General features: G+C 43.1%; 13 protein-coding genes. 5 read left to right on the top strand and 8 right to left on the bottom strand.

Annotated elements, in window-relative coordinates:
* The first annotated feature begins 172 nt into the window (after positions 1–172).
* Positions 173–1,039 carry a fructosamine kinase family protein gene (locus ACVA54_RS05120; RefSeq protein ID WP_099078023.1) on the top strand — a complete coding sequence of 289 codons (867 nt, stop codon included), beginning with the start codon at positions 173–175 and terminating at the stop codon, positions 1,037–1,039.
* Positions 1,040–1,287: 248 nt separating this feature from the next.
* Positions 1,288–1,482, top strand: coding sequence for a CPXCG motif-containing cysteine-rich protein (locus ACVA54_RS05115; RefSeq protein WP_099078024.1), 195 nt, complete (start codon positions 1,288–1,290; stop codon positions 1,480–1,482).
* 221 nt (positions 1,483–1,703) lie between these two features.
* Here the strand turns inward: ACVA54_RS05115 and ACVA54_RS05110 are convergent, their stop codons facing one another.
* Positions 1,704–2,315 carry a riboflavin synthase subunit alpha gene (locus tag ACVA54_RS05110; protein WP_099078025.1) on the bottom strand — a complete coding sequence of 204 codons (612 nt, stop codon included), beginning with the start codon at positions 2,313–2,315 and terminating at the stop codon, positions 1,704–1,706.
* Positions 2,316–2,589: 274 nt separating this feature from the next.
* Between ACVA54_RS05110 and ACVA54_RS05105 the strand changes: the two genes are divergently transcribed.
* Positions 2,590–3,960 (top strand): MATE family efflux transporter, encoded by a 1,371-nt coding sequence (locus ACVA54_RS05105; RefSeq protein ID WP_099078026.1) that lies wholly within the window; start codon positions 2,590–2,592, stop codon positions 3,958–3,960.
* A gap of 100 nt (positions 3,961–4,060) precedes the next feature.
* Entirely contained in the window at positions 4,061–5,062 is a 1,002-nt protein-coding gene (locus ACVA54_RS05100) for a DUF3080 domain-containing protein (protein ID WP_253252647.1), read from the top strand.
* Positions 5,063–5,070: 8 nt separating this feature from the next.
* On the opposite strand, the gene ACVA54_RS05095 is transcribed toward ACVA54_RS05100, so the two are convergent.
* The 6 genes from ACVA54_RS05095 to ACVA54_RS05070 all read right to left on the bottom strand — a co-directional run bounded on the left by ACVA54_RS05095 (position 5,071) and on the right by ACVA54_RS05070 (position 12,745).
* Positions 5,071–5,913, bottom strand: a complete 843-nt coding sequence (locus tag ACVA54_RS05095) for a DNA ligase (RefSeq protein ID WP_446649442.1) — start codon at positions 5,911–5,913, stop codon at positions 5,071–5,073.
* A 144-nt stretch (positions 5,914–6,057) separates the two neighbouring features.
* Positions 6,058–6,447 (bottom strand): ATP-binding protein, encoded by a 390-nt coding sequence (locus ACVA54_RS05090; RefSeq protein ID WP_099078027.1) that lies wholly within the window; start codon positions 6,445–6,447, stop codon positions 6,058–6,060.
* 100 nt (positions 6,448–6,547) lie between these two features.
* Entirely contained in the window at positions 6,548–10,924 is a 4,377-nt protein-coding gene (locus ACVA54_RS05085; protein ID WP_446649441.1) for an SslE/AcfD family lipoprotein zinc metalloprotease, read from the bottom strand.
* Positions 10,925–11,166: 242 nt separating this feature from the next.
* Positions 11,167–11,496: a hypothetical protein gene (locus ACVA54_RS05080; RefSeq protein ID WP_099078029.1), complete on the bottom strand. Its 330-nt coding sequence runs from the start codon at positions 11,494–11,496 to the stop codon at positions 11,167–11,169.
* Positions 11,497–11,635: 139 nt separating this feature from the next.
* Entirely contained in the window at positions 11,636–12,070 is a 435-nt protein-coding gene (locus tag ACVA54_RS05075) for an Mpo1 family 2-hydroxy fatty acid dioxygenase (RefSeq protein WP_099078030.1), read from the bottom strand.
* 192 nt (positions 12,071–12,262) lie between these two features.
* Complete coding sequence (locus ACVA54_RS05070) at positions 12,263–12,745, bottom strand: MarR family winged helix-turn-helix transcriptional regulator (RefSeq protein WP_099078031.1); 483 nt, start codon at positions 12,743–12,745, stop codon at positions 12,263–12,265.
* Between the two features lie 119 nt (positions 12,746–12,864).
* On the opposite strand from ACVA54_RS05070, the gene ACVA54_RS05065 reads away from it, so the two are divergent.
* Positions 12,865–13,740 (top strand): DMT family transporter, encoded by an 876-nt coding sequence (locus ACVA54_RS05065; RefSeq protein ID WP_446643608.1) that lies wholly within the window; start codon positions 12,865–12,867, stop codon positions 13,738–13,740.
* A gap of 58 nt (positions 13,741–13,798) precedes the next feature.
* On the opposite strand, the gene ACVA54_RS05060 is transcribed toward ACVA54_RS05065, so the two are convergent.
* A complete protein-coding gene (locus ACVA54_RS05060) occupies positions 13,799–14,359 on the bottom strand; it encodes an HdeD family acid-resistance protein (RefSeq protein WP_099078033.1) in 561 nt (186 codons plus the stop codon).
* Positions 14,360–14,556: the final 197 nt, after the last annotated feature.

The following is a 14,556-nucleotide window of genomic DNA, read 5'->3' as shown; positions in this document are numbered from 1 at the left end:
AGTTTCATCGGTTGACCCTATAAATCAGTAACTTATAGGAGATGCAATTCACATTTATATACATTTACTGCTATTAAGTCTCTTTTTATTGCTGAAGTTTGCTCAGGTCCGCGTCAATGTGTTGGCATTTATCCTAAACTATTGTTGGTCAAATAGATTAACGAGGTTTTGTATGTGGCAAGCAATATCGCAGCAGCTTTCTGATACTTTATTGTTCGAATATCAAATTAAAGAGAAAGTCCGTCTTTCGGGGGGAGATATTAGTGAGAGCTACATGATCAATGATGGTGCACAACGCTATTTCGTTAAAATCAATGATCGTGACTTTTTAGCCAAGTTTGAGGTTGAGGCTGAAAGCCTTCATCTTCTGCGAAAAACTTCTACCCTATTTGTTCCAGAAGTGGTCTTAGTCGGCAAAACCAAAAGTCACTCTTTTCTGATTCTTAATTACCTCCCAACCAAGCCTCTCGAAGATCCGAAAAACAGCTACAAATTCGGTCAACAACTTGCGCAACTTCATTTATGGGGAGAGCAGAAAGAGTTTGGTTTTGATACCGATAATTATATTGGTTCAACCATTCAACCGAATCAATGGCACAAAAAATGGTGTGTATTTTTTGCAGAGCAACGTATCGGTTGGCAACTTCAACTTCTCAAAGAAAAAGGCATTACCTTAGTTGATATTGATGACTTTATTAACGTTGTAAAACTGCATCTCGCCAATCATGCTCCCGAGCCCTCTTTGTTGCATGGCGATTTGTGGAATGGCAATGTCGCTTTAACGCCTTTTGATCCAATCTGCTTTGACCCTGCTTGCTACTGGGGAGATCGTGAATGCGATATCGCTATGACAGAGTTATTTGGTGGATTTCTTCCTGAATTTTACCAAGGGTATGAATCCGTTACCCCACTCCCTCTCGGCTATGAAGAACGTAAAGACATCTATAATCTTTACCATATACTCAATCACTGCAACCTCTTTGGTGGGCATTACTTGGAACAAGCTCAGTCATCCATTAGTAATATTATGTCTTATTGATTTTTGACGTAAAATTATGACCAAATGTAAATTTTAGACGAACATCATCTCCAACCACACTCCCTAGACTCAACGTGAGTCTAGGGTCAAGTTTTGTACTTATTTCGACTCAATTAGCAACAACTCCACCTAAAATTCTAAATAACTTGGCTTACGTTGTCTCTTCTACTGTGGAGGAAAGCGAGTGATCAAGGGCGACAATATATAACCAACAGAGAATAAAGCCCTGCTATACGAGGAGTTTTTGTATGCAAAATTATACTGAAAGACATGTCAAATGCCCCCATTGTGGGCACTCAATTGGCATCACGTTAGATGCAAGTAACGGGGATCAAGAGTTTTATGATGACTGCCCAGCTTGCTGCCACGCCATTCATCTCAATATGAAGGTCGATGAGCTACATGAAAAGGTGGAGTTGTTCATCGATGATAACTATGAGTAGCAAATGACAAACTTACCATAAATGACAATAGGAGCCGTCGAGGCTCCTTTGTCGATCTCAATTTCCGGTTCGCATGCGTCGTTAACAATTGCCACTAGATCTTCAAATTGTTGCCTCGCCTTCAACGCAAGTCATTATCGCTGAATCAAGCATCTCGAGGGTACCGGGGGTATAGATGTCTAACTACCCAAGAACCCGAATCCCAATGATGTAGATTTGTGCTATAACTGCTTGGCTGCCAAGACACGCTCTACTGTATCAACGATCGCTTGCGTTTGAGGATCGAATTCAATATTTACTTTCTCACCTATTTGACGAGCCCCAAATAGCGTTCTTTGCAACGTTTCTGGTATCAAGTGTACCGAAAAGCGATTCGCTTCTACTTCGCCGATAGTCAGTGAGCAACCGTCAATCCCTATGTAGCCTTTAGCGAGCACGTATTTCATCGATGTTAAAGGTAATTCAAACCAAATAGTACGGTTATTAGGGGTGTCGATAATATCCACCATTTCAGCCATTAAACTTATATGACCAGACATACTATGACCACCGATTTCATCACCAAACTTGGCGGCACGCTCAACGTTTACCCGGCCCCCTTCTTCCAATTCGCCAAGGTTAGTGAGAGATAAGGTCGCTTGCATCAAGTCAAAACTAACTTGCGAGCCTTCAATTTTGGTCACGGTTAAGCAGCAACCGTTGTGGGCTACGGACGCACCTATCTCTAGTCCCTCTGCTAATGCGCCCTGCAATTCTATAATATGAGTTTGAAAACGTTCTTTTTTATCGATTTTAACGACTTTCGCTGTACCTTGAACTATTCCTGTAAACATTGCTCTTACCTATTCATCTGATGTGACTGATAACCTAAATATATCCCCCCTAACTTAAGTGATTAATGACGACAAATTAATCATTAATCCTTGTACTGAAGGTATGGTATCTAAGCATACAATTGTTTATCATCGCCGCGGAGTTTCTCCGGGGCATTTTTTCACCTTATCGTGGCTAAAATCAACCATCCGATTTAATCATTACTTCTTTTGCCCCCGAACGCTCCACTATAACCATTCCCTATCCATTTTTTGTTCCACTCCGGAGTATTTCGTGCATCGCTACAAAGAAGAGGCGTCAAGCCTAATTAAGCTAGCAACCCCTGTGTTGATCGCTTCTGTCGCACAAACAGGCATGGGTTTTGTTGATACCGTCATGGCTGGCGGTGTGAGCGCAACTGATATGGCTGCCGTTTCTGTTGCGTCCAGCATTTGGTTACCATCCATTTTATTTGGTATTGGACTACTAATGGCGCTCGTACCGATTGTTGCCCAATTGAACGGCTCCGGTCGCCGAGATCAAATCCCATTTGAAATTCAGCAAGGTGTGGTACTTGCGCTTTTGATCTGCGTGCCTATTTTGGGTGTGTTATTTCAGACTCAATTTATTCTGCAGATCATGGACGTTGAAGCGGTGATGGCAGAGAAAACTATCGGTTATATCCATGCTGTTATGTTTGCTGTTCCAGCGTTCTTACTCTTCCAGACGTTGCGAAGCCTCACGGATGGCATGTCTTTAACCAAACCGGCCATGGTGATTGGCTTCATTGGTCTACTGCTTAACATCCCGCTAAACTGGATTTTCGTGTACGGTAAGTTTGGCGCACCAGCTCTCGGCGGCGTCGGTTGTGGTATCGCGACCGCTATCGTCTACTGGGTGATGTTGGGTTTATTGCTGCTATATGTGTGCACATCTACACGTCTAAAAAGCATTAACCTTTTCGGTGAGTTCCATAAACCACAGCTAAAAGCTCAAATTCGTCTCTTTAAACTTGGCTTTCCGGTTGCGGCTGCACTCTTCTTTGAGGTAACACTGTTCGCCGTGGTTGCACTATTGGTTTCACCGCTCGGTTCAATTGTTGTGGCTGCACACCAAGTTGCCATTAACTTCTCATCACTTGTGTTCATGCTACCGATGAGTATTGGTGCGGCAGTCAGTATTCGTGTTGGTCACCGCCTAGGTGAAAATAATGTGGACGGGGCTCGTGTTGCCTCTCGCGTTGGTATTATGGTCGGCATCTGCTTGTCGTTTATGACAGCATTTATCACGGTCGCTTTCAGTGAGTCAATTGCGAAGCTATACACGAACAATGCAGAAGTAATTACCCTTGCAATGCAGTTGTTTATCCTAGCTGCTATTTATCAATGTACAGATGCTGTACAAGTCGTTGCAGCAGGCGCACTTCGCGGTTACAAAGACATGCGGGCGATTTTCAATCGTACGTTTATTGCGTATTGGATCCTTGGTTTACCTATGGGTTATATCCTCGGTCGTACTAATTGGATTGTTGAGCCGATGGGTGCACAGGGTTTTTGGCTAGGATTTATTATTGGCCTAACTTCTGCCGCAATCTTGCTTGGTGTCCGTTTACGTTGGATGCATCATCAAGAACCACAAGTACAACTGAACTTCTCGCAGCAATAGAGACAAGACAATATTTATCCAAAGCCAGCATCTGCTGGCTTTTTTGATCGCAAGACGAGGTTGTTGGGTATACTTATAAAGTGATTTAAAAGGAAATGCTGTGAGAATATTACCTCTATTTTCGATCATCTTGCTTAGTGGCTGCAGTGAATGGTTAACCCCAGAAAAGGCCGTATTTCAAAAATATCACCAACGCTTGGCTACTGTTTTAGAGGTTTCAGCTTCTACGATTGAAGAATCCGCTGCTGTGACGATTCCCGATAAACGAGTGTTATTTCATGATCTACCACGAGTTTCTCTCGGTCTGCTTGAAAGCTATCAGCTGCGCCAGTGTGGCCTGTTCAACCTAATCGCTCAGAAAAACTCTCCGCTCGGAAAAGTACAAGATAGTTTTTACGACTTTGATTATCAAACCTCGCTGCTACGTACCCTTCATGGTTGTTTAACCCATCACGCATTAAGCAAAGAAGATCAATCTAAGCTCAATGATGTTTACACTCAAAAATGGGAGCACTTTCCAACCCACCTCGACAATCTTTTACTAACGAGTGATGCTATGCGCAAACAGTTAACCGCTTCACAATGGCTTTCTATCAATGCAAAAGCTCAAGTAGTATCTGTACGCAGCGCCTTTCTAACGCTCGAGGAAATGTACCTAACCCCCCCCATGGTTGTATCACGCTTGCCGGACGTGGCTTTGGTTAATTATCAAGAAGAGATAGAAAAGACTCGTTTGATAGGGCGACTCTACTATACCTTGACCAATGTATCCCTTTGGCTAAAGCAAACCACCGAGATGCTCAAAACAAATCAAGACAAGATCGTTTGTGGTAAGAATCGTGACACCACAACACTTCGCTATTTAAGGAACGTATTTCAAAGCGTTTACGTGAAGCAAGTTCAACCTTACATGGCTTATCTGGACAGTACCTACCAACAACTCGATAGTGGTATTCGATTAGTCGAAGTAAGGATGAAAGCGCACGGCCATGACTATGGGATGACTTCGATGCATCAAGAATTTCGTAACCAGACGCTTGAGCATGTGCAGTTTTGGCAGCAATTGTTCAAACGCTGCGGAGTCAGGATTGGAGACCGGTAGTATTGAGTCTATTGGTTAATTCGACCTCGCAAAAAACGAGCAAACTTCGGTTTTCCTGTATGGGTAAAACCGTTGTGCCGGAACGTTATCGTTGAACCAATTTCAGGGGGTTGTTTACGCACTTCATCAGAAAAGCCGCTGCCAATGTAGAACTCTGTTCCATCGGAAAGCTTGACTAACATTGCGCCCATCATGCCTAGTAGTCGCCCCGTTCCTGGCTTATACCCAATAACTTGAGCTTCTGCGTCCTGATAACGCTTAAGCTTAAGTAGGTCACTGCCCCTTCCCGCCTGATAACGGCTCGAGACCTTGCGTAACATCACGCCTTCACCGTCTGACTGAGATATCCGATCTAGTTGATAGTACAGCTGCTGCTCATCACGAATGGCTCTGTGTTCAATGTACTTTATATGTGAAGCCCCAATAGTAAAAACAAGATCCTGAATATTGTAGTAACGCTTTCGATAGTCCCCTGCAGAATAAGGCATGTCGAATAGCATAAAGTCAATTTCCCGCCATGCCGCGTCTATTGGCTTTTTATCGAGAACCGTTTGCTGTACTACATGAAAGTTGCCGCGCCCTGCCCACAACTCGCCATCAAGCGGGTAATCTGGTAGCACTTCAGTGAACCAATCTGGCGTATAGATACGATTACCATTACGAGTGACCAATTGCTTCCCCGTCCAATAGGCCCTTATACCATCAAGCTTTTCACTATACCAATACTGAGAAACATCGATTCCTTCATGATAACTCTCAGCTAAAGATACGGGAGGAAGTAGCTGTGACTCAGCCTGAGGTTGGACAGAAGTCAGTACTGCTAACGCTATGAATGTCATTCTTATTGGCATAATATTGCTCTGTTCAAAAAAACAACACCATTGAAACGCAATTTCCCCCTCATAACTACCGTTCATTGCAACGATACGACCTATCGCAACCATAGAGCGCAATTATTAGAAATCATTATCATATTTATTCGATAGATGTAGCATTTATGCCTGCCACCGACGGCGCATATTTTCAATAGTCTCTTCTGGTACATTATGAACGCTAGCAAACTCACCACGACAGACTCTTATTTCAACTACGACGCCTTTCTGCTCGCAAAACTCAATATATGGCCTCATTTCCCAGTGCCGGACAAACGTGTTGCTTACAATCACAGTCTTGTGTTTGTTTAGCCACTTCTTCGTTTGTTGAAAACACCATTCATGCGCCTCTCTAAGCTTAGTCCCATCAAAAAGGTACTCTCCTTGCTCATTTTCAAAGTACATGTCCGCCTCAAAATGTTTCGCATTAAGACGCAGTGACAACTGTCTGGCTAATGTGGTTTTTCCGGACCCCGGAAGGCCCCTTATCAGAATGAGTTGTGCGTGAGTCATGATTGGACCATGGAATTGTGATTGCTGAACCTTAACGTAATTTTGCGGTTAAAGCTGCCAGAAAAAGAAAAATCCCTCAACCGAGGTTAAGGGATTTAGGTTAATTGATCGAGCCGTAGTTTAATGAATCAACCTTTAAGGGGCTATTCTCTGGCTTGCTCAACTTAAGACTATCCAATACGCCTATTGCCTTATCGCTGATGCCACCGCTGTAGACCTTCGTTCCATCTGGCGTAGTGGCAGAAGTTTCGCCTACGTTCCAAGTCGTAAAGAAATCTCGTAGATCGTAGTCAGATACATAAGAACTACACACCATCATCAGATCACCATTAGATAAGCCCGTTTCCTGTGAGCTACAGTAGTTGATACCATCATTGTCACCTTGAGCGTCACCACGAGCTTTACGATGCATCAGCTTGAACATATTCCAGCCTTCATCAGTGCCGTAAATGCTTGGTTTCACTTTTGCGTTTGTGTACCAATCATCAATCTTAAAGTGCGCTTTCGCCCAAAGTTTAAGCTGACCGAACATCACCAAACGCATGCCAGCATCACCGTTAGCCCATGCGTGCTCTGGATTACTTGCTAGCCATAATGGCGCTTTCTGAATATCAAAAATAATACGGTCCATACGTGGGTTTTCGTTACGGCCTTCAAGCTCCTGCATATACAACGCCAACAGGTTGTTTGTTACTTCGGTACTGCCCGGGGCACTAAATGGTGCAGAAGCAAGGTTATGACCCACTTCGTGCCATAACAGCCAATCATGTTTCGCCTGAGTTGGAATCGTTGTTGATTGAGCATTAAATAAACTACTCATTACTGGGTAGCCCGAGTGCGCGGCACCAATTGAGATCTGAACATCATTCACAAAACGGTGACGGAAGCCTTTCAACGCATCGTAGGTGAAACGACGATGTGCCCCTCCCTCAACCACTTCATCAAGGCCATAGAAGTCACTTGCTGCATCTGCAAAGCGGTTCATCTCTTCAGAGAACGCCACTAAGTCCGCATCTTGGACGTTGTTGACATGAGTCGTGTAAATAAATGAACCTGTATCGATTTCAGCGATTTTCACGCTTGATTGAGATGGCTCAGTAACCCATAGACCCTCTTTGTATAATGGCGCTTTGATAACACCGTTTAAGCGGTATTGCACAACCCCATTTGATTCGAGCGGCTGAATGTAAACTAACCCGCCATATGGCGTGTCGATAGGCGTTGTTCCCCCGGTATGATTAAAGGTTTTAGTCATACGAGGTGGGCGATTTAGGTTAGTTTCATGCTGCGCACGACCCGTAAGATCATCGGCAAACATGACAGTGATCATAGCTGGCGTGTCACCCGATACTGAACCAATCTCATGTTGTGGTAACCACATACCAGTAGACTGATTATTACCCGCAGAGAATGAAACACCGACGCCATCTGTATCAATGCTTACTGTTTCACTCGTTGTCACGTTGCTATTAGGGCGAGTTGGGTAGCTTGTTGTATCGACTTTAACGCGATAATCCCAGAACGAACGACCAAGCATGATGCGTGTTAGCGGTTTCTCTTGGTAGTTAAGTGGATAGCTTGGATTAACAAATCCTTCTAATTCACCCTCTCCAATAATCATGTTGTTAGCAACTAATGTCGTTCTAAGATCAGCGGGGCACTCTGCATTACCACCGAAAGTATTATTGGTGTAGCAATTCATGAACTGAACAAGACGTTTAAATCCTAGTTCATCTTGTGGAGCATCTGGTTCAAATCGGTAATTGTTGTTGTTCCATAACCAAGTTGATAAGTTATCGTAAGTTTGATTTAACTCGGTAATTGGCAAACGTATACCTTGCTTACCACCCGTTCGGTAGTAAAGCTCATGATCTGCCAGCGCTTGCACGTTTGTGCCTAGGTTCGCCGCTTTTACCATACTGCTTACTTCAAACTGTACACGCTCAAAATCAGGTCGGCCGTATGCGCGCTCAACGATACCTGTGCCAGACCGTACTTCAATACAGTTAAATTCGTACTCGTATTCATTCGAACAGACAGGCGTTCCTACGAAGGCTTCTTGAAGCTCGCGAATTGCGGCTTCACGCTCTTCAATGTTGTTTACACGAATGAGTGCGTATTGATTTGATACCTTACCATCGCTATCGATGACTTCATATTGCGGAACATGGAACGGCGTAGAAGCCATATCCGTATCCGATGCCCATGTTACCGAACCATCATCATTGACAGTGAAAGGCGGATTACCTCCAGGCAAATTATCGTATCGTTGTAAAACGACGATCTCTTTTTCTTGTTTTTGGTTTAATCTTGGCGATTTGTTACACCATTTAATGCCAGGGTCACAATTACTCTGAGAAAGGTTGGCCACATTTGGACCACCGATGGAAACACCTGCCGCATCTGCCAGTCTTGCGATTGGCTCAGGGTTATTTACATCAATACCATCCATAAACAGGACATTACCGCCTTTATTAATATAATTAATTAGGTCCGTAATATCTTCTTGGGTTAGGTTCGGATCACTTAAATCAGCAGCATTATTGGTACGTTGTACACCATAAGCTTGCAGAATCAGAATTGGCGTCGTTGATGGTTCAAGAGATGAGTAATCACCAGTGCCAACTTTAATCTCACTACCTAAACCATAAGACTTATTGATAAAAAACTCATAACGCATGCCCGGAGCGTTATTTGCCATCGCAAATACACCTTGTTCGATGTTCGTTGCGACGTTGTGACCACCACCCGGACTAAACCAATTGAATAGGTTAGTAAAGTAGCGTTGCATGTCCCCCTTATCAGAACGAGCATCTTGTTCAGTGACAACTGAGGTACATTCTTGACTTACGTTATTGATTCGCACTTCATTCCATCCGTTTGCCCAGTAATTACTCGGGCATGACAGAATCGATGGGTACATTGAGTTACCCATAAAGACGACTTTACCTAAGCCAATCTCACCGGCAGCGACAAAAGGAAGTCCGTATGTAGCAGTGTCAGAGTTAACCGTTGGGATGGCTTGCATGACATTGTCTTCATACGCAGCGATGTAAGGCTTACCTTCGCGAGTCCATACTTGGCGCTTACCAAAAGGGATGAGTTTATTTACATCATTACGATCCATCATGACAGGGAATGCGCGGTTAGAAATGTTCAACGTGCGATTGCCGCGAACCCAACCTGTCGCACCATAACCACCTTGGTTGTCATGGAAAACATGGAATGTTTTTACGTTATTGAAGATCGCTTTCAGAGAGTCAGTCACGTATGTGCCACTGTCCATTGAGTAGACTGCGCGAGACTTTCGAGAATATGTGCCTACACCAAGATTAAGTTTTGCATCAATGATGGCTGTCAGACCAGATTCAAACTGACTTTCAAACTCATCTGGCACCGTCATACCGCCAGAACCGTCAATAATGCCACCATTAGGCAAACGTAGATTAATCAGTTCATTAATAACGTTGGGGTACTCAGCAAAAACGGTGGTTACGTTGTCGCTAATAACCAAAGCATCATCATCAGTTTGACCATAGCGCTCAAGTAACGACTGGATATTATTTTTTTCAACTGCATTTTCAGTAACATCAGTGATCTTGTAGCTCACTTTGTTACCTTTCACTGAGCCAAACTCAAATGTATCGATACCAAATGTTAGGTCATCACCCCATAGGTATTCAAATGAGCCGTCTGAAGCGGTAACGCCCCTTGAATTGGCCGAGAAGAAACTAACACCAGCTAACGACTTGCCATTCGCATCTGTCAATCGACTTTCTGTTAATACTTGGTTTTCCACACTTGGTTTATACGCATACGTTTCTTCCGCGCTCGCAGAGACAAAACTTGCATCTAGATCAGGGCTTACCCCCTCAGTCTCTGAGGGTTTAATCTCTGGATCGACGTGTGAGCTAGGTGCTTTATCTACTTGGTCCGTCGCTTCGCTTTCTTTCTGCTCATTCCTAAGTTCAATAAAGTCGTTTACGGCTTGTTCGTTATCTAGTGTTAAATAGATATCTTGAATATCCAGAGAGTCAAACTCTGTCACACAGATCGTATTTGACTCATTACATGAGTTAATAGCTTGCAAAACTCTGGTAACGTTGCCACCATGTTGTTCTACCAAGTTGAATGATTTCTCAACCAAATCTGATGAGCTTGCAGTACGTGTCGAACTCGGGAATGGCGCAGTAAAGTCACCAAGCAGCACCGAACCAAGTGTGCAGCTAAAGTTTTGGCCTTGCCCAATTTCAAAAGTGCCATCGACCAATTGTTGACCATCACAAACCGCTTCACCTTTAATAATCTGCCCATCCACAGTCAATTTTCCAAGGTAAGTGACTGGGGGAATAATATCCGTTGGTGGTACAGTTTCTGTAGGAGGGATAATATCCGGTAGCGAATTTATTGGGTCATCATTATTACAACCCGCCAAAGTGGAAGAGACAATAGCAAGAGCGATTATATTTTTTTTCATTAAAGGCGATTATTTGTTGTTTTTATTAGCCTCTATTCTAAAAACAAACGCGACATCGATTGATAAAAAATTTCTATTATTACCATCACTGCATATATGTTACAGGTAAGGACAGAAAAGCTTTATACACTTTCACTGATACCGATAAATTAACAAGCTTGTATTCATAACGTCATGCTAAACATTAACCTTGTACTGGTGAGCACTCATCAATGAAACTTCGCCTTTAGGCTAGATCCCCTCTACAAAGAATGGCTATTGCTCTTTCGACTGTCTAACTTAGCTCTCAGCCTTTTATCGCGACGTCTCAATGCTCGGAAGAACTTCGACTCCTCGTGATACCATCCAATCACACTAATAGGAAACCCCACTAGCATCATAATCAAAAGATCTGCAGGTAGCTGCTCAATAATATCTTTTACTGTATGTAATTCTCCAAAGACAAACAGACCGATAACCTTACCTACGAGCAGAGCGCAACAAATCATCAAGAAGGACTTCATTACATAATGCCATTTGCCTTTCTTGCGCTCTTCTCGCCAATATAAATATTTGTGCTCGCGGTTATACATTCCTCCCTCCGTTAGCAATCTAAATTTATAAGTTCATGGCATGAACTCTATTAATCTTAGTGGCAACTGAGAAGCCTTGCTTGTCTAACCAATGAGAGATATCAATGAAACTCTTCTTTTAGTACTGAATGGCTCTTCTTTACTGTTTAAAGAACACCCAAACTGGCCCAATCAACAGAAATTGTACATCTTCAAAAAATGATGGCTTCTTGCCCTCAATTTTGTGACCAACAAACTGAAATATCCACAAAACGCCAAATAACAGCATAGAGATCGGCAACACCGGCCAGTTTAGAATTTCCATTGACCAAATGAAGCCGATACAAGCCAAAGTGTAAGCAAGCATCAATATGAAAACGCTAATAGATAACCGGAAATAGAAGACTAATGCCGGAATTGCTGCGACCCAGACCCAGTTTAAGCTAAATCCGAACAATGAGAGTTGAGGGATAGACCAAATCAAACCAACAACAGAGAGAAATATCCCCGGTACAGCAACTTTGTGAATTTTTTGATTTATCGGGTTTTGATGACTTTCACCATAGGCTTTCAACCAATATGAGAGAGCTTGCATAATTCGCACCTAAACATTTCGATAACATTTATATAGCTCGTACAGGTCTAAGGTGCGAATTTTTACTCACTTACTGTGACTGAGGACAAACTATCTTATTGATATACCGAAGAAATGCGTTCCATTTTTTTTGATAAGTAAAGAAATAGCGGCCCCCTTTAGCCATGGATGGGTGACTTAAACAGGCAGCAATTATTCAAACTGGGGCAACAAAAGCTTTAACGCCAAGTTAATCTGTCTTTTCTCGTCATCTGATAGTTTGCCCATCAAATGATGCTGTACTTTAAGGTGTTCTTCGATAAGCATATCGATAAGCGCAAATCCGATAGGCGTCAATTTCACTGTCACACTGCGCCGATCTTCTTTGCTGTGCTCCCTGGCGATCAAGCCTTTCGTTTCAAGTTTGTCTAAGCGATTGGTCATCGCACCCGAAGTCAGCATCATTGAAACGATCAACTCCGAGGGTGTCAGCCGATATGGCTCACCACTGCGTCGCAATGTTGCCAGTACATCAAACTCCCCCATCTTGAGACCATGGCCTTTGTGTAGCTCAGCCACTTGAGTTTCCATATGCTTGGCAATTCTCATCAACCGCCCCATGATCGCCATGGGCTCAGTGTCTAACTCAGGTTTCTCTTTTGCCCATTGCATGACAACTCTATCAATTGCGTCCATTACCCTCATTCTCCAATGACAACCTGACTATTCAATTTACCTTAACATAAAGATTCTTTACAAGGACCAATCAGAGGCGTACCTTTATAAATAATTATCTCTACGTAAAGATATTTATTATGAACGTTTTACTCGCTATGATTCCGGCATTTTTTTGGGGCACCACCTACGCTGTAACACAATTTACTTTGCCAGACTGGCCGCCCGTATTGCTGGGCGCCCTACGTGCCTTGCCTGCGGGCCTATTACTATTAGCGGTAAAACCATCGCTACCAAAAAAACAAGATTGGGCCATCTTGCTTGTCTTAGGTGTGATCAACATCGCCCTCTTCTTTAGTCTTATTTTCGTCATGGCGTTGACACTTCCTTCAGCAATCTCTGGCGTTGGTATGGTCTCGGTGCCTGTATTTGCCATGATATTTGGTTGGGTAATTTACAAACGACAGCCTAGTCCAATCCAAGTCCGCAGCGGCGCGGCATTAATCGCCTTAGCGTGGTTCTTGTTTGATCCTAGCTCCATCACTCTTAACCCTGTTGGTCTATTCGCGATGCTCTCAGCCATCATGTGCATTGTTATTGGTAGCAGCGTAACTAAATCTTTAGGAACAAGAATACATTGGTGGACCGTTCTGACCTGGCAATTAATTTTCGGCGGCATCATCCTTTCGATGATGGCAGGCCTTTTGGCGAGCTTCAATCCAGAACCGTACCTTCATGCTGTTCAAAACACATCCATAACGAATATGCTCGGCTTAATGTGGGTTATCATACTCAATACTGCATTAGGCTACGGAATGTACGTTTGGTTACTTCAGCGCATGTCCGTTGTCGACTTCACCTTTGGTGGTATTGCCAACCCTATCGCGGGTATCGTATCAGGTTTATTACTCCTTGGGGAAAGCTTCACCTCACTGCAATATGGCCTAATGGCTGGAATGATCGTGATGTCGTTGACACCTCAATTAGCCATATCAATAAAACAGCGCTGCGCGTAATAACCTGATAAAAACGCTCATTGATTAATGAGCGTTTTTTATCGGCATCAATACGATGCTATGACAATTTTTTCATTTGCCATCCTATTAAAATAAAGCTAATGCCTTCAATCAACAGAGATACGCCAACAAAAACGCCTAACAACGTCGTTGAAAATGCAGGATCATCTAACAGCATAAAGAAGTAGCTACCAATAAGCACCGAAATTACCCCACTGAATACAATCACATTGCTACTTGGTAATCCTCGGTTAGTTAAACCAAAGAACACGCGAGTAAGACCATTCAATATCATCACAATCACCATCAACATGGTAATTGTGACTAAGCCTGCGAGTGGTTTAAACAAAATGAATAAACCACCCACAATGTAAAGCAACGCACTCAATACATACCAGAGCTTCTCTTTCCATACATTAATGGAAAAAGTGTGATACGCCTGAACTAGACCACTAAGAAAAAGAACCGCCCCAACAATGGTTGAAATCGTCATGCCCGCCACTACAGGCAAGCTCATCGCTCCGACCCCCATTAGCGAAATAATTACGCCGACGATGACAAAATATTTCCAGCCTTTAGATAAAAACGTAGGTTGCTGTGTTTGATTCGAATTTTCCATAGGATGCCTCTTCAATTAAACGCGAGTCGCTTGTTTAGTCTAGCCCAAGAAAACACCTATGGTTCACAGACTTAACAGAGTTCTCGCATAATTGAATGGTAATCCTGTACCACAGGTTCTCCTATACGCTATTTTTGAATAATATGATTCAAGAACATAAGATTAAACCAGTGCAATACCGATAAATTCAGCTTAGG

It is taken from the genome of Vibrio sp. PNB23_22_6, assembly GCF_052877535.1.
This window is presented reverse-complemented; position numbering and strand designations above follow the sequence as displayed.